Source organism: Streptomyces sp. NPDC052052 (assembly GCF_040680455.1).
In the GTDB taxonomy this organism is placed as follows: Bacteria; Actinomycetota; Actinomycetes; order Streptomycetales; family Streptomycetaceae; genus Streptomyces.
Genome location: NZ_JBFAWU010000021.1, coordinates 114,406 through 135,997 on the forward strand (window position 1 = coordinate 114,406; position 21,592 = coordinate 135,997).

The window sequence follows — 21,592 nt, forward strand, 5'->3', positions numbered from 1 at the left end:
GGACTGCGAGTCATATGGAGCAGATGGAGGTCATCTCTTTCGTACGACAACGAAGTCCGCGAGCGCCGTCAGCTGCGCCCGCACGGTGTGCGGCATGTCGACCCGCTGCAGCGCCTCGATGGCGACCGCGTGCTGGCGACGTGCCTCCTGGGCGGTCCATTCGCGGCCGCCCGCCTCCTCGATGAGCGCCGCACGGGCGGCGAACTCCTCTTCGGAGAAACTGTCGAATTCACTGCTCTTGGCGTCCGCCGCGAGCAGCTCGCCCAAGCGCTCCGAGGCCGGTCCGCCCGCGGCGAGCGCGGCGACGACCGGCAGGGACTTCTTGCGCTGCCGCAGGTCGCTCCAGGTCTGCTTGCCGGTGGACTGGGGATCGCCCCAGATGCCCAGCAGATCGTCGACGGCCTGGAAGGCCAGACCGAGGTGGTAGCCGTAGGCCTCCAGGGTGTCGGCGGTCCGGTCGTCGGCACCGCCGAGCACCGCGCCGATGGAGCAGGCACAGGCGAGCAGGGCGCCGGTCTTGTTGCCCTCCATCTCCAGGCACTCCTCGACGGTGACCCGCTCGCGGTGCTCGTAGGAGATGTCCTGGGCCTGCCCGTCGATGAGCTTGCGGGTGGCGACGGTCAGCCGGCGGGTCGCCCGGCCCGCCTCGGCGGTTCCGAGCTCCAGCAGGATCTCGTTGGCGAGCGCGAACAGCGCGTCGCCGACCAGGATGGCCTGGGCGGGGCCGTGCACCTTCCAGACCGTGTCGCGGTGGCGGCGCTGTTCGTCGCCGTCCATCAGGTCGTCGTGCAGCAACGAGAAGTTGTGCACGAGTTCGACCGCCACGGCGCCGGGGATGCCGGCCTCGGGGGCAGCTCCGGCCGCCTCCGCGGACAGCAGGGCGAGCGCCGGTCGGACGGCCTTGCCGCCGTCGCCGTCGGAGGGCCGCCCCTGAGCGTCGATCCAGCCGAAGTGATAGGCGGCGACGGTGTCCATGGGCGGTGCGAGCCGGTCGACGGCGGCCCGGAGCACCGGCGTGGAAAGGGCCCGTCCGCGCTCCAGAAGCGCGGTGACGTCCGTGGTGTCGGCCACGGTGTCGAAAGCCGGGTTCGCCGGGGTCACTGACTCTCCTCTTGTTCCGGTGGTACTGCTCATGCCGCCTCCTGCAGCGGATGTTCATGGGTACGGCCGAGCGCCCGGAGCGCGACGTCCGCTGCGCTGAACCCGCTGCGCACGGCACCCTCCATCGTCGCGGGCCAGCCGGTGGCCGTCCACGCTCCGGCCAGCACGAGGCCTGCGGCCCGGGTGCGGGCCCCGGGTCGCAGCCGGCCGACGCCGGGGGCGGGGGCGAAGGTCGCCGCGCGCTCCCGGGTGACGAAGAAATCCCTGATCCCGGCCCCGCGGGCAGCCGGAAGGAGCCGCTCCAGTTCGGGCAGGTAGCGCTTGCGCAGCTCGGCGACGGGGAGATCGATCTCCTCGTCGGCGGCGGACTGGGACACCGCGAGGTACTGACCCGGCCCGGTGAGCCCGGAGGCGTCCGTGCGGTCGAAGACCCACTGGACCGGCGAACCGAGCGCGGCGAAGAACGGACGGCGCAGCACCCTGCGGTCGTAGACGACGTGCACGTTGAGGATCGGCGACGTACCGATGTCGAGCAGTCGCTCCGGCTTGTCGAGCGCACCCTCGGGCAGCAGGTCATGGGCCTCGCGCTGCGGGACGGCGAGGACGACGGTCTCCGCCTCGATCCGTTCGCCGCCGGTGTCGACGATCCAGCCGCCCTGCTCCGTGCGGGTGACGGAGGACACCTTCGTGCGCAGCTCGGTGCGCACCCCGGCGGAGTCGAGGGCCTTGCGGGCCAGTGTGTCGTGCACCTCGCCGAGAGGCACGGTCGCCCAGCCGATGTCGGCGGCGCCGGGCTCGGAGAGGAGTCCGGTCTTGAAGACCTTCGCGGCAAGCGCCAGCGAGGAATTCGGCGCGGTGGCGTTGAGCGTGGCGACACCGACCAGGTCCCAGAGGGCCTCGATGGTGCGCGCGGACTGCCCGTGCCGGGAGAGCCAGCTGCCGAAGTCGACGGCGTCGAGCGCGGGATCGTCCGGGTCGAGGCGTCCCAGGGCCAGTGCGGCGCGTCCGACGCCCGCCCGCTCGGCGAGCGAGAGGTGCGGATAGCCGACGAGACCGGCGGCCAGGTGGAACGGCACCGGGAGTGCGTTGCGGCGGATCCGTCCCAGCCGGGGGCCCGAGGGGCGCCCGACATCGAGAACGGGCACGTCCAAACGGTTTTGCAGCGGTGCGAGCCGCGCCCCGTCGACGCGGTCGAGGAACCAGCTGTAGGCGGTGCAGCAGCGCAGATAGACGTGCTGCCCGTTGTCGACCGTCAGTTCGCCGCGCCGGAAGGAGAAGGCGAGTCCGCCGAGTCGGGGCCGCCCTTCGAGCAGGGTCACGTCAAGCCCGGCATCGGCGAGACGCAGGGCCGCGGTGATTCCGGCGAGCCCGCCGCCGACCACGACCGCGCGGGAGGAACGCGGGGCGTCGTGCGTCATGCGTCTTCCTTCCGCCCGGTCACATCAGTCAGAGACGCGTCAGTACACCAGAGGGTTGACCACTGATCGAACCGACTCTCCGTGCCGCACCGCTCGAGCGCGATGTCCGTGCGGTGCATCAGACGTACCCCCGGGCCGTACGGCGGGAGATGTGACGCGCGTCGAGACCCGACAGCCCGCGCACGGCGACGTAGGCCTTCTCGTGACCGGGCAGCGAGACCCGGCCGCGCAGCACCGCCTCGGGGTCGCGCTCGATCCGGTCGAGCAGCCGGCGGTAGATGCCTGCCATGGCCGCGACACAGGCCCCGCTGCGTCGGTCGAGCATCGGCAGCAGCCGGTATCCCTCGGCGAACAGGGCACGGGCCCGTCGTACCTCGAAGTGGACCAGGCCCACGAAGTCGGCGCCGGACGGCGGGGTGGACCCGTGGAAGCCGGCCGAGCAGCCGAACTTGGCGAGGTCGTCGGCGGGCAGATACGTGCGCCCGTTCGCCGCGTCCTCGCGGACGTCGCGCAGGATGTTGGTCAGCTGGAGCGCGAGCCCGAGCGTGTCGGCGTACTCGGCGGCCCGGTCGGCACCGGGAGCGCCCGGTGCCGCACCGAAGACACCGAGACTGAGGCGGCCGATGGCGCCCGCGACGCAGCGGCAGTAGACCTTGAGGTCGTCCCAGGTCTCGTACGTCGCACCGCGCACATCCATCAGCACACCGTCGATGAGTTCGTCGAGGCCGCCGAGCGGGAGCGGGAACCGGCGGGCCGCGTCGGTGAGCGCGACGGCCACCGGATCGGTGTCGTCCTCGTCGATCGCTCCGTCGCGGATCCGGTCCAGCAGGGTGCGGGTGCTCTCCAGGCGGGTCCGCTTGGTCTCCGGATCCAGCTCGCCGTCACCGATGTCGTCGACACGACGGGAGAAGGCGTACAGCGCCGACATGGCCTGCCGCTTCTCGGCCGGCAGCAGTCTGATGCCGTACGCGAAGTTCCGCGCCTGCTGTCCGGTGACCGCCTCACAGTATCCGTATGCGGCCTGCACCGGTGCCGACATGTACATCGTCTGTCCCTCCACGGACCGGCTCACCCCTCTCCACGCGCTTTTCGCAAGACAACTCCCACTTCGCGCAGCAGGCTGGGCTTGGTGGGCTTCGGGGGGCCGGGCAGTACGTCGAACCCGGCGGCCGCGATCGCGGTGAGGGCGGCGCGCCCCCCTCCCACGAATCCGGCAAGAAGCAGCTTGAGCCTGCCGTGGACGCTACCCACCAGGGGGGTGCCTTCATTCAGCAGTTCCCGAGCGCGTTCCGCTTCGTACGCGACCAGCGCTCGCACCGATGCGCCCCCGGAGGGAGCGGCCAGGTCGGCTTCTCCGACTCGGAACCGTGCCATGTCCTCGGCGGGCAGATAGATCCGGTCCCGTCCGAGGTCCTCGGTGACGTCCTGCAGGTGCTCGACGATCTGCAACGCCGTGCAGACGGCGTCGGAGCGGCGGATGCGTTCGGGGCTGGCGGTCCGGGTGATCTGGAGGACCAGCCGGCCCACCGGGTTGGCGGAGAGCTCGCAGTAGGCGAGGAGCTCCTGGTACGTCCCGTAGCGGCGGACCTTCTGGTCCTGCCGGTTCGCCTCGACGAGGCCCAGGAAGGGTTCGGGGGTGAGCGCGCAGCGCCGCACGGTGGGGCGCAGTGCACGCAGCAAGGGGTGGCGCGGCCCCTGGCCCGTGGTGTCGAAGACCCGGAGCAGGTCGGCCTCGAAGGCGTCGAGCATGGCGAGCCGGTCCTCGGTCCGGTCCGGGTCGAGCCCGAGGTGGCGGGCGTCAGCGCCGCCGGGGGCGAGGTCACCGTCACCGATGTCGTCGACGAGACGGGCGTAGCCGTAGACGGCCATCAGGTCGTCACGCCAGGCGCGCGGCAGGAAGAAGGGGGCTACGGGGAAGTTCTCGTCCGCGGCCTTGTCGAGGGTGCTGGGCACGACCGCGTCGGGATGCGTCTGCCGGGTACGGGTCACCACCGACCGCCCGGTGCTGGGACGGCGTGAGCACCTCGGCGCTGGAGATCTTCCGTCATTGCCGTCACATCTCCCGTTCTACACCGCTGACCCAAAACATCCCATTCCGGACACGCCGCCCGTTCGGTCGAGTGCGGAGCGCACCTACGGGCCGTATCGCCAGGTGGTATCGCCCCACTTGCAACGAATCAGGACCGGTACAGCTTACGTTGTACAGCGCCCACCGACGCGTCGGGGTGTTACCCGGAAGACGACAACGCAACCCGCCTCGCCAACCTTCCCCGCACGCAAGGGAATTGGCGTCATCCGCCGGGAGGAGATCCGCTCCGGGGCGTACCGCCGAGCGTGCAGAGGCCGCGGCGCGTACGTGACCCGGACGCACCGACGGCCCCCGCCGGAGGGTTCCGGCGGGGGCCGTCTCGGGGTCGTGGGACCGGGAAGCGCTATTTCCCGGTCTCGCGCTCGTACGCCTTGAGGACCTCGTCCGTGGGACCGTCCATCAGCAGTTCGCCCTTTTCCAGCCAGAGCACCCGGTCGCAGGTGTCCCTGATGGACTTGTTGCTGTGGCTGACCAGGAAGACGGTGCCGGCTTCCTTGCGGAGCTCCCTGATGCGCTTCTCGGATCGGATCTGGAACTTGCGGTCACCGGTCGCCAGCGCCTCGTCGATCATGAGGACGTCGTGGTTCTTCGCCGCGGCGATGGAGAAGCGCAGCCGGGCCGCCATGCCGGAGGAGTACGTCCGCATCGGCAGGGTGATGAAGTCGCCCTTCTCGTTGATGCCCGAGAAGTCGACGATCCCCTGGTAGCGCTCGTGGATCTCCTCGCGCGACATGCCCATGGCGAGGCCGCCGAGCACCACGTTGCGTTCGCCGGTCAGATCGCTCATCAGCGCCGCGTTCACCCCGAGCAGCGACGGTTGGCCGTCGGTGTACACCTTGCCGCTCTCGGTCGGCAGCAGACCGGCGATGGCCCGCAGCAGGGTCGACTTGCCGGAGCCGTTGGTCCCGATGAGGCCGATGGCCTCGCCGCGGTAGGCGGTGAAGGAGACGCCGCGGACGGCGTGCACCTTGCGAACACCACGCGGCTCACCCTTGCCGCGGCGCAGTATGCGGCTCAGCGCCGCGGTGGCGCTGCCCTTGCCTCCGCCGGCGCCGTTGACCCGGTACACGATGTGCACATCATCGGCGATGACGGTGGGGACGCGCCCCTGGGTCTTGTCGTCAGCCACGGCCGTACCGTTCCTCTGCCTTCCAGAAGTACACGAAGCCCACGGCACCGACGAGGACCGCCCAGGCGAGCGCCACGAGCCAGACGTGCGCGGGCAGGTTCTCCGAGCCGTAGCCGTCGATCAGTGCGAAGCGGATCAGGTCCATGTAGATGGCCGCCGGGTTGTACTGGAGGACGTCGGCGATCCAGGCCGGCTTGTCCTTCAGCATCACCGGGATGGAGAACATGACGCCCGAGGCGTACATCCAGGTCCGCATGATGAACGGCATCAGCTGGGCCAGGTCGGGGGTCTTGCTGCCGAGCCTGGCCATGATCAGCGCCAGACCGGTGTTGAAGAGGAACTGCATCACCAGTGCCGGGACGATCAGCAGCCAGGAGAGGCTCGGATAGCTGCCGAAGGCGACGGCCACGGCCGCGAGCACGATCATGGAGTACAGCAACTGCTGGAGCTGCTGCAGCGAGAACGAGATCGGCAGCGAGGCACGCGGGAAGTGCAGCGCCCGGACGAGCCCCAGGTTGCCGGAGATGGCCCGCACCCCCGCCATCACCGAGCTCTGGGTGAAGGTGAAGACGAAGACACCGGTCACCAGGAACGGGATGAAGACCTCCTGGTCCATTCCCTTCCTGGTGCCCAGGATCAGGCCGAAGATCATGTAGTAGACCAGGGCGTTGAGCAGCGGCGTGGCCACCTGCCACAGCTGGCCGAGCTTCGCCTGACTGTACTGGGCGGTCAGCTTCGCCCTGGAGAACGCCATGATGAAGTGGCGGCGGCCCCAGAGCTGTCGTACGTATTCGAAGAGCCCGGGCCGGGCGCCGCTCACCGTCAGGCCGTACTTGGCCGCGAGCTCGGCCGAGCTGAGGCCGTCGTCGGCGGATGGTGCGGTGCTCAGTGCGACCGCACCGTCATGGGTTGTGTCACTCACCAGATGAAACTCTCGTTTTCAAGATGCGCAGCCAGTCGCGGGCGCGGCTCGGAGCGGGCAGGTCCCGAAGAGAAAAACGTGCGTCCCATGCTCTCAGAGAAGAGCTTCTCAGATCACGGGAGGTCGGCCGAGTCTGGTCAGTCGCCAGACCGTGCGCCACTTCATCGGACGGCGGGGTCCGCACGGCGTGGTCCAGCCTTCGCGGAAGCCGCCGAACCATGCCTTCAGCGCCGGGCCGGACGGCTTGCGCAGCAGGGTCAGCGCCATCCACACGCCGAGGTAGACGGGCACCAGCGGCGCGGGCAGGTTGCGCCGGGCCAGCCAGACCCGGTTGCGGGCCACCATCCGGTGGTACACCGCGTGCCGCGACGGAGCGGTCGTCGGGTGATTGAGGACCATGTCCGCGCGGTAGTCGATCATCCAGCCGGCATCCAGGGCCCGCCAGGCGAGGTCGGTCTCCTCGTGCGCGTAGAAGAACTCGCCGGGCAGTGGCCCGACCTCGGCGATGACCTTGGTGCGTACGGCGTTGGCGCCGCCGAGGAAGGTCGTCACGCGGGAGGAGCGCATCGGGTCGGAGGCGCGCAGCCGCGGCACATGGCGGCGCTGGGTGACGCCGGTGTCCGGGTCGGCGATCCGGAAGCTGATGATGCCCAGCCGGGGGTCGGCCTCGAAGGCCTGCCGGCACAGCTCGGCGGTGTCGGTGAGCGGCAGCAGTCCGTCGTCGTCGAGGAAGAGCAGGGCGTCCACATCGCCGCCGGACGGGCCGAAGGCCTCGATCCCGACATTGCGGCCGCCCGGGATGCCGAGGTTCTCGGGCAGCTCGACGGTGCGGACGCCCGGCGGGACCTCCGGTACGGGGGCGCCGTTGCCGACGACCACCACCTCGATCCGGTCCCCCTCCTGCTTGGCGACCGAATCGAGAAGGGCGCGCAGCTCCTCGGGGCGGTTGCCCATCGTGATGATGACAGCGCCGAGCTTCATGGGAGTGCTCATTTCAGCCTGCTCGATGCCAGGATCGACACGAGGTGCAGGAGAGTCTGCAGCAACGCGATGCCGGCCAGGACCGCGACCATGAGACGGCTGAAGAACAGATCGTCCCTGATCGCGTCGAGGACGGCCGCCACCAGGATGACGAAGGACGCCTCGATGCCGAGGATCAGCCGGTGGAACTTGAGCGCGCCGGCGGCTCGGCGGGCGAACGCCATGCCGGACGAGCGCAGCTCCGACGCGGCCTCCTTGACCGGCGGCAGCCCGCCCTGGTGACGTGCGACCCCGACCAGGTCGGTCTCGGCCTTGATCAGGATCGCGCCGAGGGCGGCGAGCGTGCCGAGGAAGGCCCAGAGCCAGTCGATCCGTCCGGTGCCCCACAGGTCGGCGGCGCGCAGGCCGAAGCCGACCAGTACGGCGGCGTCGCACAGATAGGCACCCACCCGGTCCAGGTAGACCCCGCCCAGGGAGAACTGCTGCTTCCAGCGGGCCACTTCACCGTCGACGCAGTCGAGCAGGAGGTAGAGCTGGACCATGAGAACGCCGAGCACCGCACCGGGAATGCCCGGCACGAGCAGCGCCGGCGCGGCAAGCACGCCCGCGACCGTCATCAGGTAGGTCAGCTGGTTGGGCGTGACCTTGGTGTTCACCAGGTGCCGGTCCACACGCAGCGAGATCTCGCGCATGTAGAGCCGACCCGCCCAGTGCTCGCCGCTGCGCCGGTCCTTCACGCCGGAGGGGTGAACCACCGGGCGGAGTTCAGCTATGGATGGCTTGTGCATAGTCGGCGTACGCGTCCCTGATCTGGTCGGTGGACAGGTTGAGGTGTTCCAGGATCGTGAAGCGTCCCGGACGGGTCTGCGGGGCGTAGTCGACGGCCCTGACGAACTCCTCGGCGGTGAAGCCGATGTCTTCGGGCAGGACGGGCAGACCGTGGCGCCGCAGGGTGGCGGCCATGAGCAGCGCGTCCTCGCGTGCGCCGCGCAGATGCATGGCGAAGCAGGCGCCGAGGCCGACCTGCTCGCCGTGGCTCGCCGCACGCTTGGGGTACAGCAGGTCGAAGGCGTGGTTGATCTCGTGGCAGGCGCCGGAGGCGGGCCGGGAGTCCCCGGCGACCGACATGGAGATGCCCGTCAGCACGAGGCCCTCGGCCAGCACCTTGAGGAAGCCGTCGTCGCCGATCCCGCCGGGGTGGCGCAGCACGGCTTCACCGGCCTGCCGGGCCATGGCCGCGGCCAGCCCGTCGATCTCCTCGCCGTTGACCTGGTGGGCGAGTTCCCAGTCGGCCACGCAGGAGATGTTGGAGACCGCGTCGCCGATGCCCGAGCGCACGAACCGGGCGGGGGCCTCACGGACGATGTCGAGGTCGATGACGACGCCGATCGGGGTGGGGACCCCGTAGGAACCCCGGCCGTTGTCGTTGTCCAGGGTCGCGACGGGCGAGCAGAGGCCGTCGTGGGCGAGGTTCGTCGCGACCGCGACCAGGGGGAGGCCGACGCGCGCCGCGGCGTACTTCGCCACGTCGATGATCTTGCCGCCGCCGAGGCCGACCACGGCGTCGTACCGGTTGCCCTTGATCTCGTCGGCGAGCCGGACGGCCGAGTCGAGGGTGCCGTCGGAGACGGCGTACCAGTCGGCGCCGGGCAGCGCGGAGGCCAGCCGCTCGCGCAGGACACGTCCGGAACCGTCACTGACCGCGACGGCGAGCTTGCCGGAGGCGGAGATCCGCTGGTCGGCGAGGAGGCCGGCGAGATCGTTCAGGGCGCCGCGGCGGATGTCGACGACGACCGGGGACGGGATCAGTCGGGTCAGTACTGGCACGCGATCTCACGGCCCTTCGCGAGGTCGTCGTGGTTGTCGATCTCCACCCACCTCACTTCGCCGATGGGGGCCACGTCGATGGTGAAGCCGCGGTTCACGAGCTCCTGGTATCCGTCCTCGTAGTAGAGGTCGGGGTCGCGTTCGAACGTCGCCTTCAGGGCGTCGGCCAGCTCCGCGGCGGCTTCCGGCTCGATGAGGGTGACGCCGATGTACTCACCGGTCGCGGTGGCCGGGTCCATCAGCTTGGTGATGCGCCGCACACCCTTGTCGCCCTCGGTGATGACCTTCATCTCCTCGTCGGCGAGGTGCTTCACCGTGTCGAGGGCGAGGATGATCCTCTGGCCGTTGCCCCGGGCCGCGAGCAGGGTCTTCTCCACGGAGACGGGGTGGACGGTGTCGCCGTTGGCCAGGATGACGCCACGGGCCAGAACGTCACGCGCGCACCACAGGGAGTAGGCGTTGTTCCATTCCTCGGCCTTGTCGTTGTCGATCAGGGTGAGGGTGACGCCGTACTTCGCCTCGAACTCGGCCTTGCGCTCGTACACGGCCTCCTTGCGGTAGCCGACGACGACGGCGACCTCGGTGAGGCCGATCTCCGCGAAGTTGGCCAGGGTGAGGTCCAGGACCGTCTTGTCGCCGTCGACAGGCACGAGGGCCTTCGGGAGCGTGTCGGTGTAGGGGCGCAGACGCCGTCCTGCACCGGCTGCCAGTACGAGGCCGATCATGCGGGTTCTCCTTCGTCATGTACGGCGGGCGCTCCGGAGGACACCCAGAAGCGGATGGACTCCACGAGCACCACGAGTGCGACGGCCACCGCGAGAACGGTGAGCGCCACGGTGAACGCTGAATGCTGGGTGAGTACGGCGGCGAGTACGGCCACCACCAGGGTCCGGCCCTCGTGCCCACCGATCGTCCGCACCAGCCACTGGGGCGGCGCGCCGGTGCCACCGCGAATGCGGTACACCGTGTCGTAGTGATGGTAGGCGACGGCCGAGACCAGACCGAAAGCCGCGGGAAGGGCTCCGGGGACATCACTGCGGGCGGCGAGAACGAGGATGGTGCAGTACTCCGCCGCCCTGAATATGGGCGGGACGAGCCAGTCGAGCGCGCCCTTGAGCGGGCGGGCGACGGCCACGCCCGAGCAGATGGCGTAGAACACCGCGGCGAAGACCATCTGCATGCTGCCGAAGGGCTGCTGGAGAGCGGCGGCGATCAGTGCCCCCGCGCCGACGAACGCGACCACCGGTGCACTCCAGGCGCCCGGGATCCGGGGGCCCCAGGCCGCCACGAGGCGGGCGAGGGGACCGGAGTCGGCCAGGTCGGCGAGTGCCCGGGCGGCGCGGTCGGTGCGCTGCGCCTTGCGGGTCAGCGAGCGCAGCAGCCGGCCCGCGGTGGTGTAGCAGGCCGCGAAGGCGCAGCCGATGAGCAGGGCGTAGAAGACGATGCGGGGCGTGGTCACCGCGGTCAGCACCGCGATCATCGCCCAGCGTTCGCCGATCGGCAGCACTATCATCCGGCGCAGCCAGACCGTCCAGCCGACTCGGTCGAGCCGGTCGGAGAGAGCTGCCGTGGGGCTCGAATTGGCCACCGCGTCGTGGTTCGCCTCGTTGAACGAGAAGTCGATCACATGGCGGCAGGCCTGGAGCACCATCGCGCCCAGGGCCAGGGCCCATACGTCGTCACCGCCGCGGGCGGCACCGAGCGCGAGGCCCGCGTAGTACGCGTACTCCTTGGCCCGGTCGAAGGTGGCGTCCAGCCAGGCCCCCATCGTCGAGTACTGGAGCGAGTAACGGGCGAGCTGCCCGTCGGTGCAGTCCAGGACGAAGGAGAAGAGCAGCAGCAGCCCGGCGACGATGTAGCCGCCGCGGGTGCCGGTCGCCGCGCTGCCCGCCGCGATCAGCGCGGTGAGCAGGGACGCGGTGGTGACCTGGTTCGGGGTGAGACCGCGGCGGGCGCACCAGCGGGCGATGTAGCGGGAGTACGGGCTGATGAAGAACGTGGTGAAGAAGCCGTCGTGGGCCTTCACCGCGCTGCGCAGTCGCACCGCCTCGTCGTCGACGGCGGCGACGGCGCTCTGTGCGGCGGTGCGCGCAGGGTCGTCGACCGGGACGGCCGCGGTCAGCGAGCCGAGCTCGGGGCGCTGGACGGCGGTGCCCTCGGCGTCCATGGCGTCGGCGAGACGGCCGGGCACGGTGCGGTCGGTGACCGTCGCGGTGGCCGCGCCCGGACCCATCGGAACTCCCGCGCCGACAGCTGCGGTGGCGGTACTCAGGGCGTGCAGGAGGGCGGGGCGTGCCTCGGGTTGCGCGGTGAGCGCGCCGGGCACGGTGGCCGCGGCGAACCGCGGGTCGGTCAGTCCGAGCCGGAGGGCATGCACGTGGCCGACGAAACGGGGATCGACGAGCGCGACGCGGCGGTCGGCGGGGACGGCCGAGATCAGCCGTGCGGCCTCGGTCACGTCGGCGGCGATCTGTACGTCGAAGCCGAGTGACCGCAGGTCGTCCACGAGCGACGATCCGGGTACCGGCGCACCGGTGAGGATGGCGGTCGACAGACGAACTCACTCCTTGGTGCTGACAGGGTCGGCGCGCGACTGTGCGGCCCGCGAGCGGGCCGGCGGCACGTCGGCAGAGGCTATCGGATGAACGGAAGCGGGAGTTCACTGCCCGTTCGTGCTCCGTTCGAGGTGGACCGGCACCCTGCGGCACCGTCCTCGATCATCATCGTCGATCCCCGCCTCGACTGACAAAACCGCTGCCGTATCGCCACGGACCGTGACCGGACATGTGCCCCGGGGAGCCGCCGCCGCAGGTGGGCCGGGTGCCCGAGAGAAGCGGACCGGCCGGGAGGGGTGGGCGTCGCCACCACCCGAAGGCACGTTCCACCCACCCCCGGGCGGGTGCGCCACACGCCTGACCTGCACCCATTTCCGCAGGTCACAGCATATGACAACGGTGTTCAGTGCCGTGTTGCCGGATACCCCCCACCCGTAGTTCACTGGCAACGCTCGGACAGATCGCGTCCGAGTCCGCCGAGACGACCGGGAGGCGTCCTCATGGGGGCAGGGCACGACCACGGGCACACACACGGCGGGCCGCCGCCCACCGGCACGGCCGCCGCCGCACACCGGGGGCGTCTGCGGATCGCCCTGTGCATCACGCTCACCGTGATGGTCATGGAGGTCGTCGGTGGACTGCTCTCCGGCTCACTCGCACTGATCGCGGACGCGGCCCACGTGGCGACCGACGGCGTGGGTCTGGGCATGGCTCTGCTCGCCATCCGCTTCGCCAATCGTCCGGCCGGGCTCAACCGCACCTTCGGCTTCGCGCGCGCCGAGATCCTCGCCGCCCTGGCCAATTGTCTGCTGCTGCTCGGTGTGGGCGGCTTCCTGCTCTTCGAGGCGGTCCAGCGCTTCATCACCCCGGCGGAGACCAGGGGCGGGCTGACGATCGTCTTCGCCCTGATCGGCCTGGTGGCCAACGTGGTCTCCCTGTCGCTGCTGCTCCGCGGGCAGAAGGACAGCCTCAATGTGCGCGGCGCCTATCTGGAGGTGCTCGCGGACACCTTCGGCTCGGTCGCCGTACTGATCTCGGCGGGCGTCATCCTGGCCACGGGCTGGCAGGCCGCCGACCCGATCGCCTCGCTGGTGATCGGCCTGATGATCGTTCCCCGTACGGTGAAGCTGCTCAGGGAGACCCTCGACGTGCTCCTGGAAGCGGCACCCAAGGGCGTCGACATGGGGGAGGTACGAGCCCACATCACCGCCCTTCCCGGGGTGCTGGGCGTCCACGACCTCCACGCCTGGACGATCACGTCGGGGATGCCGGTGCTCTCGGCCCATGTGGTGGTGCGCCAGGACGTGCTCGACTCGACCGGTCACGAGAAGCTGCTCCACGAACTCCAGGGATGCCTGGGCGTCCACTTCGACGTGGAGCACTGCACGTTCCAGCTGGAGCCGAGCGGTCACGCCGAGCACGAGGCCGGGTTCTGTCACTGAACCGCCGTTCCCGCCGAGGCGCCGTCCGACCCCCTGCCGCGCCCCGGGGTGCCGCAGGGGCCGGACATGCCAGGATCCCGAAGTACGGACAAGCGGCTTTTGTGCGGCAGACTTGAGCGGACTCGACGGGACCGGCGCTCGGGGCCGGGACCATAGCGAAGGATGAGTATGCCGACCACACCAGCCACCGCGGCGAACAGCTCGTCGAACGGCACAGCAGAAGCGATCATGCTCGAACTGGTCGATGAGAACGGCGCCACCATCGGGACGGCGGAGAAGCTGGCGGCCCATCAACCGCCCGGTCAACTGCACCGGGCCTTCTCGGTGTTCCTTTTCGACGAACAGGGCAGGCTGCTGCTGCAGCGGCGCGCGCTCGGCAAGTACCACTCCCCGGGTGTCTGGTCGAACACCTGCTGCGGCCACCCCTATCCGGGTGAGGCGCCCTTCGCTGCCGCTGCCCGACGCACCTACGAGGAGCTGGGGGTCTCCCCCTCCCTGCTGGCGGAAGCGGGAACGGTACGCTACAACCACCCCGACCCGGCCTCGGGGCTGGTGGAGCAGGAGTTCAACCACCTCTTCGTGGGGATGGCGCAGGACCAGCTGCACCCCGACCCGGAGGAAGTCGGCGAGACCGCGTTCGTGACGGCCGAGGAGCTGGCCGAGCGTCACGCCCGTGCGCCGTTCTCGGCCTGGTTCATGACGGTGCTCGATGCCGCACGACCGGCGATCAGGGAGCTGACCGGACCGTCCGCCGGCTGGTAGCCGACGCGCGGCGCCGGGTGCCGCAGCGGATACCGGCGGTCAACGCCGCGGATCCAGCGGCAGCGCCGCCCAGATGATCTTTCCGCCGCCTGCGGTGTGTTCCACATCGCAGGCGCCACCCGCTTCCCGGGTGATCTCCCGGATCAGCAGCAGACCGCGTCCGCCGGTCTGGCCATGATCCGTCACCAGCGCCGTCGGACGGTAGGGGTGGTTGTCCTCGACGGACACCCTGACCCATCCCTTGCCCACGGCCACCTCGACGGCGAACTCCGGCGAGAGCAGAGCGGCGTGCTTCACCACGTTGGTGACCAGCTCGGAGACGATGAGCAGCAGGCCGTCGGCGATGTCGTCGTCCACCGGCACGCCCTGGCGGTTCAGCAGGTCACGTACGGCGTGCCTGGCCTGCGGTACGGAGACGTCCACCGCGGGGGCGGTGAACCGCCAGACTCCCTCGTACGACACCGGCCGGGCGGGGACACTCCCGCGGCTCTCCATAGTGCGGTACCCGCTCTCGACTCGATGGTGACAGCACCTCGAGTACAGAGTGCGGGGCACCGTTGGTCCGGACGGTACCGCTGAGCAAAAGTCGACTTCTATCGACAGATTTTGACCGAACAAGAGCGAAAGCGTCAGCTCTCGGACCGGCTCTCTCGCTCTCCGAGGGGGGTGTCCACCAGCTCTCCGGCCGCCTGCTGGTCCGAGACCAGGGAGACGATCCGGCGACCGCCGATCCCGATCGCGATCAGTCCGAGTCCGTCGAAGAGCAGCGCCAGCGAGAAGAAGAGGCCCAGCACGTAGAGGCTGCTGTGCGGCCAGTCGAAGAGCACCAGCAGCCCCAGCAGCAGACCGAAGGCCCCTTGCAGCAGCGTCCAGCCGAACTGCGGGCCGCGCACCACGACGCTGCCGACCAGCCGGAACAGCCCACCGGTCAGGAAGAGCAGCGCGGCGAACATGGTGAGCGCCTCGGCTGTGCCGTGCGGGTGATGGATGACGACGACCCCGGCTGCGATGTTCAGTGCCGCCACCACCACACCCAGCCAGAAGAAGTTGGTGCCGCGGGACTCGATGGCGTGGAGCAGGCCGACGAGGCCGCCGATCAGGAGAAGCCAGCCGAAGAGGAGCATGGAGGTGAGGGTCGCGACGCCGGTGTAGACCAGGCCGACCAGACCGGCCACGACGAGAAGGACGCCGAGCACGGCGAGCCGGCCGAAACTGCGGCTCAGCTTCCTGCCCTCTGCTGCGGGATCGGGATCGGCCACGGGAGGCTCCTTGCGGTGTGAGTGCCTGCTCTGCCACCCCTTCTTGATCATAGGTTCGGACCGTAGGGATAGCATCCCGCGCATGGACCGCAGGGAACCCCGGCTGGAGCACACCGTCGCGGACGGCGTCGCCACCGTCGTCATCAGCAACCCCGCCAAACGCAACGCGATGACGGCCGCGATGTGGGGCGCCCTGCCCGGTCTGCTGGAGCGCCTGTCCGCCGATCCCGCGGTCCGGATGCTGGTGCTGACGGGTGACGGGGACACCTTCTGCGCCGGCGCGGACATCGCCTCGCTCCGGGACCCGGCGGGCGATCCGCAGGCGCTCGCCGTCGCGGCCGAGGAGGCGCTCGCCGCGTTCCCCAGGCCGACGCTGGCGGCGGTCCGCGGCTACTGCGTGGGCGGCGGCAGCCAGCTCGCGGCCGCCTGCGATCTGCGGTTCGCCGAGGAGGGCGCGTCGTTCGGTGTGACCCCGGCCAAGCTCGGGATCGTGTACGCCGCGTCGTCGACCCGGCGGCTGGTGGCGCTGGTCGGGCCGGCGACCACGAAGCATCTGCTGTTCTCCGGCGAGCTGATCGACACCGCACGGGCGCTGCGGACCGGTCTGGTGGACGAGGTGCTGCCGGCCGGTGAGCTGGACAAGCGGGTGGACTCCTACGCGCGGACCCTGGCAGCGCGCTCGCAGCTGACCCAGGCGGCGGCAAAGGAGTTCGCCACGGGGCGGGAGGACCGGGACGCGTACTGGGCGGAGCAGGCGCGGAGCAGCGGCGACACCGCGGAGGGCGTCGCCGCGTTCCTGGAGCGGCGCGCGCCGCGCTTCACCTGGACGACGGGGGCGTGACGGGCCCGCAGCTACTGGAGGATGAAGCGGCTCTTGGCGCGGAACTCCTCGACGAGTGCCGCGGGGGCCTTCGCCGGTGAGCCCGCGTCGTACGGCGGCTGCGGGTCGTACTCGGTCAGCAGCTGTACGGCCATGGCGTGCTCGTCGCCCGCGATCCGGCCGAGCAGGGTGAGCCCCATGTCGATGCCGGAGGAGACCCCTGCCGCCGTGACGTACTTGCCGTCCACGACGACACGTTCGCCGGTCGCCTCGGCGCCGTAGCCCTTCAGGACGTCCAGCGCGAGCCAGTGCGAGGTGGCGCGCCGGCCCGTCAGCAGTCCGGCCGCCGCGAGCAGTAGCGAGCCGGTGCAGACGGAGGTGGTCCAGGTGCTGGTGGCGTCGGCCGTACGGAGCCAGCCGAGCAGCGCCTCGTTCTCCATCTGGTCGCTCTGCCCGGGGCCGCCGGGGACGACCACCACATCCGGCGCGGGTACGTCGGCGAAGGTCCTGTCGGCGATCAGGGCGAGGCTCCCTTTGTCGTTGCGCACGGGTCCGGTGCGTTCGGCGACGAACACGGTCTCGGCGCCGGGGGTGCGGGCGAGCATCTCGTAGGGGCCCACCGCGTCGAGCGAGGTGAACCGGTCGAAGAGGACGATGGCGATCTGCATGGCATTCCTTGTCGTCGGTCGGTGGCCCGCCGGGTCCGGCAGACACCGTCGATCAGTCGGCGGCGGGCTGGGTCCGGAAGCGTCGGCGGTATTCGGCGGGTGCCGCGCCGAGGGTCTTGACGAACGCGCGGCGCATGGCCTCCGGGGTGCCGTAGCCGCAGGCGCGCGAGATGCCGGTGATGCCGTCGGTGGTGTCCTCCAGCAGCCGGCGGGCGTGTTCGAGGCGCACCCGCTCGACGTAACGGCCCGGTGTGAGGCCCGTCTCGGCCTGGAAGGCGCGGGCGAAGTGCCGGGGCGAGAGCCGGGCACGGGCGGCGAGCGCGTCGACGGAGAGGTCGCCGCCGGGGTGCTCGGTGATCCAGTGCTGGACCTCGCGGAGCGGTTCGCGGCGGGCGGTCTGGGCCGTGAGCTGGGCGCTGAACTGGGCCTGGTTGCCGGGTCTGCGCAGGAAGACCACGAGGTGACGGGCGATGGTGAGCGCGATGTCCCGGCCGTGGTCCTCCTCGACGAGCGCCAGGGCGAGGTCGATACCGGCGGTGACTCCGGCAGAGGTGGCGAGGCTGCCGTCGCGTACGAAGATCGGGTCGGGATCGACCTCGACGGCCGGGTAGGTGCGGGCGAGGTGGTCACAGATCATCCAGTGCGTGGTCACCCGGTGCCCGTCCAGCAGTCCGGCCTCGGCCAGCAGCAGCGCGCCGGTGCAGACGGAGACAAGCCGTTCGGCGTGCGGGGCGTGATCCCGCAGCCATGCGACGAGGGCCGGGTCGGGGCTGCGGGTGCCCTGGCCGCCGGGGACGAGGAGGGTGTGCGGCGTCCCCGCGTCGGCCAGGCTGCTGTCCGGGACCAGGGTCAGGCCGCTGCTCGTGCGGACCGGGGTGCCGTCGAGCGTGGCGGTGCGCAGGTCGTACGCGGCCCCGGGGAAGTGGGACGCCCCGGCGAAGACCTCCACCGGGCCGGTCACATCGAGACTCTGGACGCCGTCGAAGAGAACGACGAGTACGGATCGCTGCGTCATGCCTGCCATCCTGGGCGTCCGGCGGCAAGGGCCGCAATGACGAAAAGCCCACCTTTTCTGCCATGCCGGTCTCCTGCGGATCGGGCATGACTCCGGGGTTACGGAACGTACCAACCAGTCAGTAGCGTGCCGGTATGAGCACTGGTATGAGCACTCTGCCGCCACGCGCCGGACGCCGCTGCCACAACGCCGTCAATCCGCTGCACTCGACGGTCTACTTCTCCCCCGACCTCATCAGCGAACTCGCGAAGCTGGGCATCGACGACGGGAACGCCGCCTACTTCGCCGCGCGCGCCGCCGCGCTGGGCGCCGTCGGCCCCGGCACGGTCACCGCGACGTTCTACAACTTCAGCCACGACCTCGTCGCACAACACCTGCCCGCCGTATGGTCCTTCGCCTCTCCGCAGGAGGTCCTGGACGCGCGGCTGCGCGCCGCCGACTCCACGCTCCGTCGTCTGCTGGGCGCGGAGGCCCTCGCCTCCCCCGACATGGCCGAGGCGGCCGAGCTGGCGCTGCGCGCCGCCGAGGCGTGCACCCGACACGCCCGGCCGCTCTATGCGGCGCACGCCGATCTCCCGGTGCCGGAGCAGCCGCACCTGGCGTACTGGCACGCCGCGGCGCTGCTGCGCGAACACCGCGGCGACGGCCATATCGCGACGCTCCTCCAAGCCGGGCTCGATCCGGTGGAGGCCGTGGTCAGCCACACGGCGACCGGCAGGGGAATGTCCCCGCACTGGATCTTCGTCACGCGCGGCTGGAACCGCGGCGACTGGGAAGCGGCTGCCGAGCGGCTGCGCAGGCGTGGACTCCTGGACGGCGAGGGCGAGTTGACGGAGGCCGGGGTCGCGCTGCGAGCGGACCTGGAGGAGGCCACGGACCGGATGGACGCGGCACCGTACGAGCACCTGGGCGAGGAGGGCGTGGCCCGGCTGACCGAGCTGGGCCGCGGGTTCCTGGCCACCGCGGCGGCGGCCGGCGCGTTCCCGCCCGATCTGATCGGCAAGGGCTGAGCACACCGCCCGGGAAGGCAACCGGGGTGGCCGGGCGACATGGCCCCCGGCCACCCGGCACAATGCAGACGAAGGGGCCACGCCCCGGTAAGTACAGCCAGTACGAGAAGGCGAGTCGGTAGAACCGTGACGACGTCCATCGAAGGCAGGATCGCCGAGGAGCTCGGCGTACGCGAGCGGCAGGTGAAGGCGGCCGTCGAGCTGCTCGACAGCGGGTCGACCGTGCCGTTCATCGCGCGCTACCGCAAGGAAGCGACCGAGATGCTCGACGACGCGCAGCTGCGCACGCTGGAGGAGCGGCTGCGCTATCTGCGGGAGCTGGAGGACCGTCGTGCGGCGATCCTCGACTCGGTGCGCGAGCAGGGCAAGCTGGACGAGGCGCTGGAGGCGCAGATCCGGGCCGCCGACACCAAGGCGCGCCTGGAGGACATCTACCTGCCCTTCAAGCCCAAGCGGCGCACGAAGGCGCAGATCGCCCGTGAGGCGGGGCTCGAACCGCTCGCCGATGGCCTGCTCGGCGACCCGTCGGTGGAGCCGCCCGCCGCTGCCGCCGCCTTCGTGGACGCCGACAAGGGCGTCGCGGACGCCGCGGCGGCCCTGGAGGGGGCGCGCGCCATCCTCACCGAGCGCTTCTCGGAGGACGCCGACCTGATCGGTGAGCTGCGTGAGCGCATGTGGTCGCGCGGGCGGCTGGCCGCCAAGGTCCGGGACGGCAAGGAGGAGGCGGGAGCGAAGTTCGCCGACTACTTCGACTTCGCCGAGCCGTTCACCGCGCTGCCCTCGCACCGGGTGCTCGCGATGCTGCGGGGCGAGAAGGAAGAGGTGCTCGACCTCGTCCTGGAGCCGGAGGAGCCGTCCGAGACGCCCGGCCCGTCGTCGTACGAGAACATGGTCGCCCGGCGCTTCGGGATCGGTGACCGTGGCCGGCCCGGCGACAAGTGGCTCGGCGACACGGTGCGCTGGGCCTGGCGCACCCGGATCCTGGTGCACCTCGGGATCGATCTGCGGCTGCGGCTGCGCACGGCGGCGGAGGACGAGGCGGTCCGTGTCTTCGCGTCGAACCTGCGCGATCTGCTGCTGGCGGCGCCGGCCGGGACGCGGGCCACGCTCGGGCTCGACCCCGGCTTCCGGACCGGGGTGAAGGTCGCCATCGTCGACGCGACCGGCAAGGTCGTCGCGACGGACGTCATCCACCCGCATGTCCCGGCGAACAAGTGGGACCAGTCGCTGGCCCGGCTGGAGCAGCTGGCGAAGGCGCACGACGTCGCGCTGATCGCGATCGGCAACGGAACGGCGTCCCGCGAGACCGACAAGCTCGCCGGTGAACTCGTGGCCAAGCACCCCGAGTTGAAGCTCACCAAGGTGATGGTGTCGGAGGCGGGCGCGTCGGTGTACTCCGCCTCGGCGTTCGCCTCGCAGGAACTCCCCGACATGGACGTGTCGTTGCGTGGCGCCGTCTCGATCGCCCGACGGCTGCAGGATCCGCTCGCCGAACTGGTGAAGATCGACCCGAAGTCGATCGGGGTCGGTCAGTACCAGCACGACCTGTCCGAGGTGAAGCTGTCGCGCTCGCTGGACGCGGTTGTCGAGGACTGTGTGAACGGTGTCGGTGTCGACGTCAACACCGCCTCGGCGCCCCTGCTGTCACGGGTCTCCGGGATCGGGACGGGACTGGCCGAGAACATCGTCGCGCACCGTGATGCCAACGGGCCGTTCCGGTCCCGCAAGGCGCTCAAGGACGTGGCACGGCTGGGCCCGAAGGCGTACGAGCAGTGCGCGGGCTTCCTGCGCATCCGGGGCGACGATCCACTGGACGCGTCGAGCGTGCACCCGGAGGCCTACCCGGTGGTCCGGGCGATGGTGAAGCGGACCGGCTCCGACGTCGCCTCGCTGATCGGCAACACGGGCGTGCTGCGGTCGCTGCGGGCCGACGACTTCGTGGACGAGAAGTTCGGTCTGCCGACCGTCACCGACATCCTGAAGGAGCTGGAGAAGCCGGGGCGCGACCCGCGTCCCGCGTTCAAGACGGCCACCTTCAAGGAGGGCGTCGAGAAGATCGGCGATCTGGCGTCCGGGATGGTGCTGGAGGGCGTCGTCACCAATGTCGCGGCCTTCGGCGCCTTCGTGGACATCGGTGTGCACCAGGACGGCCTGGTGCATGTGTCGGCGATGTCGCGCACGTTCGTGAAGGACCCGCGCGATGTCGTGAAGCCCGGCGACATCGTGAAGGTCAAGGTCATGGATGTCGACATCCCGCGGAAGCGGATCTCGTTGACGCTGCGGCTGGACGACGACGCGTCGGCCGGTGGCGCGTCCCAGGGCGGCGGCCCCCGCCGGGACCGGGGTGAGCGGGGCGGTCAGGGTGGCCGCCCGCCCCGGCAGCGGCAGGGGCAGGGGGGTCAGGACCGTGACCGGCGCGGTAGCGGCGGTTCGGCCCGGCCCGCGCCGGCGCCGATGAACAGCGCCATGGCGGACGCCCTGCGGCGGGCCGGGCTGGCGGACCCGAAGCACGGCAGCACACGGGGCTGAGGTCGGGGGCGGGGAGGCGCGGACCGCGCCAAGGGGGACCAATGCCTCGCACCATCGCACGCGCG

Annotated in this window: 20 protein-coding genes; 5 read left to right on the plus strand and 15 right to left on the minus strand. The window is 70.7% G+C overall.

What is annotated here, in order from left to right; all coding sequences use genetic code 11:
- Positions 1–30: 30 nt before the first annotated feature.
- The 11 genes from AB0L71_RS24350 to AB0L71_RS24400 form a co-directional block, all read right to left on the minus strand.
- Positions 31–1,134, minus strand: a complete 1,104-nt coding sequence (locus AB0L71_RS24350; RefSeq protein ID WP_365246696.1) for a polyprenyl synthetase family protein — start codon at positions 1,132–1,134, stop codon at positions 31–33.
- Positions 1,131–2,519, minus strand: coding sequence for a hydroxysqualene dehydroxylase HpnE (gene hpnE, locus AB0L71_RS24355; RefSeq protein ID WP_365246698.1), 1,389 nt, complete (start codon positions 2,517–2,519; stop codon positions 1,131–1,133). Before hpnE ends, AB0L71_RS24350 begins: the two co-directional genes overlap by 4 nt.
- Positions 2,520–2,637: 118 nt before the next feature.
- Positions 2,638–3,579 carry a presqualene diphosphate synthase HpnD gene (gene hpnD, locus AB0L71_RS24360; protein ID WP_365246700.1) on the minus strand — a complete coding sequence of 314 codons (942 nt, stop codon included), beginning with the start codon at positions 3,577–3,579 and terminating at the stop codon, positions 2,638–2,640.
- Positions 3,580–3,587: 8 nt separating this feature from the next.
- On the minus strand, positions 3,588–4,508 hold the full coding sequence (hpnC, locus tag AB0L71_RS24365; RefSeq protein ID WP_365246748.1) for a squalene synthase HpnC: 921 nt from the start codon (positions 4,506–4,508) through the stop codon (positions 3,588–3,590).
- 443 nt (positions 4,509–4,951) lie between these two features.
- Positions 4,952–5,737, minus strand: coding sequence for an ABC transporter ATP-binding protein (locus AB0L71_RS24370; RefSeq protein ID WP_365246702.1), 786 nt, complete (start codon positions 5,735–5,737; stop codon positions 4,952–4,954).
- Positions 5,730–6,659, minus strand: coding sequence for an ABC transporter permease (locus AB0L71_RS24375; protein WP_365246704.1), 930 nt, complete (start codon positions 6,657–6,659; stop codon positions 5,730–5,732). The genes AB0L71_RS24370 and AB0L71_RS24375 overlap by 8 nt, the downstream gene beginning before the upstream one ends.
- A gap of 108 nt (positions 6,660–6,767) precedes the next feature.
- Complete coding sequence (locus AB0L71_RS24380; RefSeq protein ID WP_365246706.1) at positions 6,768–7,652, minus strand: glycosyltransferase; 885 nt, start codon at positions 7,650–7,652, stop codon at positions 6,768–6,770.
- Entirely contained in the window at positions 7,649–8,428 is a 780-nt protein-coding gene (locus AB0L71_RS24385; RefSeq protein WP_365246708.1) for a CDP-alcohol phosphatidyltransferase family protein, read from the minus strand. The genes AB0L71_RS24380 and AB0L71_RS24385 overlap by 4 nt, the downstream gene beginning before the upstream one ends.
- Positions 8,406–9,467: an iron-containing alcohol dehydrogenase family protein gene (locus AB0L71_RS24390; protein ID WP_365246710.1), complete on the minus strand. Its 1,062-nt coding sequence runs from the start codon at positions 9,465–9,467 to the stop codon at positions 8,406–8,408. The genes AB0L71_RS24385 and AB0L71_RS24390 overlap by 23 nt, the downstream gene beginning before the upstream one ends.
- A complete protein-coding gene (locus AB0L71_RS24395) occupies positions 9,455–10,192 on the minus strand; it encodes a phosphocholine cytidylyltransferase family protein (protein ID WP_365246712.1) in 738 nt (245 codons plus the stop codon). The genes AB0L71_RS24390 and AB0L71_RS24395 overlap by 13 nt, the downstream gene beginning before the upstream one ends.
- Positions 10,189–11,973, minus strand: coding sequence for a DUF5941 domain-containing protein (locus tag AB0L71_RS24400; protein WP_365246714.1), 1,785 nt, complete (start codon positions 11,971–11,973; stop codon positions 10,189–10,191). Before AB0L71_RS24400 ends, AB0L71_RS24395 begins: the two co-directional genes overlap by 4 nt.
- 549 nt (positions 11,974–12,522) lie before the next feature.
- Between AB0L71_RS24400 and AB0L71_RS24405 the strand changes: the two genes are divergently transcribed.
- Positions 12,523–13,464 carry a cation diffusion facilitator family transporter gene (locus AB0L71_RS24405; RefSeq protein WP_365246716.1) on the plus strand — a complete coding sequence of 314 codons (942 nt, stop codon included), beginning with the start codon at positions 12,523–12,525 and terminating at the stop codon, positions 13,462–13,464.
- A gap of 168 nt (positions 13,465–13,632) precedes the next feature.
- On the plus strand, positions 13,633–14,226 hold the full coding sequence (gene idi, locus AB0L71_RS24410; protein ID WP_365246718.1) for an isopentenyl-diphosphate Delta-isomerase: 594 nt from the start codon (positions 13,633–13,635) through the stop codon (positions 14,224–14,226).
- Positions 14,227–14,265: 39 nt separating this feature from the next.
- Here the strand turns inward: idi and AB0L71_RS24415 are convergent, their stop codons facing one another.
- Positions 14,266–14,721 (minus strand): ATP-binding protein, encoded by a 456-nt coding sequence (locus AB0L71_RS24415; protein WP_365246720.1) that lies wholly within the window; start codon positions 14,719–14,721, stop codon positions 14,266–14,268.
- A gap of 134 nt (positions 14,722–14,855) precedes the next feature.
- A complete protein-coding gene (locus AB0L71_RS24420) occupies positions 14,856–15,485 on the minus strand; it encodes a DUF308 domain-containing protein (RefSeq protein WP_365246722.1) in 630 nt (209 codons plus the stop codon).
- 82 nt (positions 15,486–15,567) lie between these two features.
- On the opposite strand from AB0L71_RS24420, the gene AB0L71_RS24425 reads away from it, so the two are divergent.
- Entirely contained in the window at positions 15,568–16,326 is a 759-nt protein-coding gene (locus AB0L71_RS24425) for an enoyl-CoA hydratase-related protein (RefSeq protein WP_365246724.1), read from the plus strand.
- 11 nt (positions 16,327–16,337) lie between these two features.
- Here the strand turns inward: AB0L71_RS24425 and AB0L71_RS24430 are convergent, their stop codons facing one another.
- A complete protein-coding gene (locus AB0L71_RS24430; protein ID WP_365246726.1) occupies positions 16,338–16,973 on the minus strand; it encodes a DJ-1/PfpI family protein in 636 nt (211 codons plus the stop codon).
- A 52-nt stretch (positions 16,974–17,025) separates the two neighbouring features.
- Positions 17,026–17,988, minus strand: a complete 963-nt coding sequence (locus AB0L71_RS24435; RefSeq protein ID WP_365246728.1) for a GlxA family transcriptional regulator — start codon at positions 17,986–17,988, stop codon at positions 17,026–17,028.
- 146 nt (positions 17,989–18,134) lie between these two features.
- Here AB0L71_RS24435 and AB0L71_RS24440 point away from each other — a divergent pair, with 146 nt between their 5' ends.
- Both AB0L71_RS24440 and AB0L71_RS24445 read left to right on the plus strand, forming a co-directional pair.
- A complete protein-coding gene (locus tag AB0L71_RS24440) occupies positions 18,135–18,998 on the plus strand; it encodes a hypothetical protein (RefSeq protein ID WP_365246750.1) in 864 nt (287 codons plus the stop codon).
- Between the two features lie 126 nt (positions 18,999–19,124).
- Complete coding sequence (locus AB0L71_RS24445; RefSeq protein ID WP_365246730.1) at positions 19,125–21,527, plus strand: Tex family protein; 2,403 nt, start codon at positions 19,125–19,127, stop codon at positions 21,525–21,527.
- Positions 21,528–21,592 lie beyond the last annotated feature (65 nt).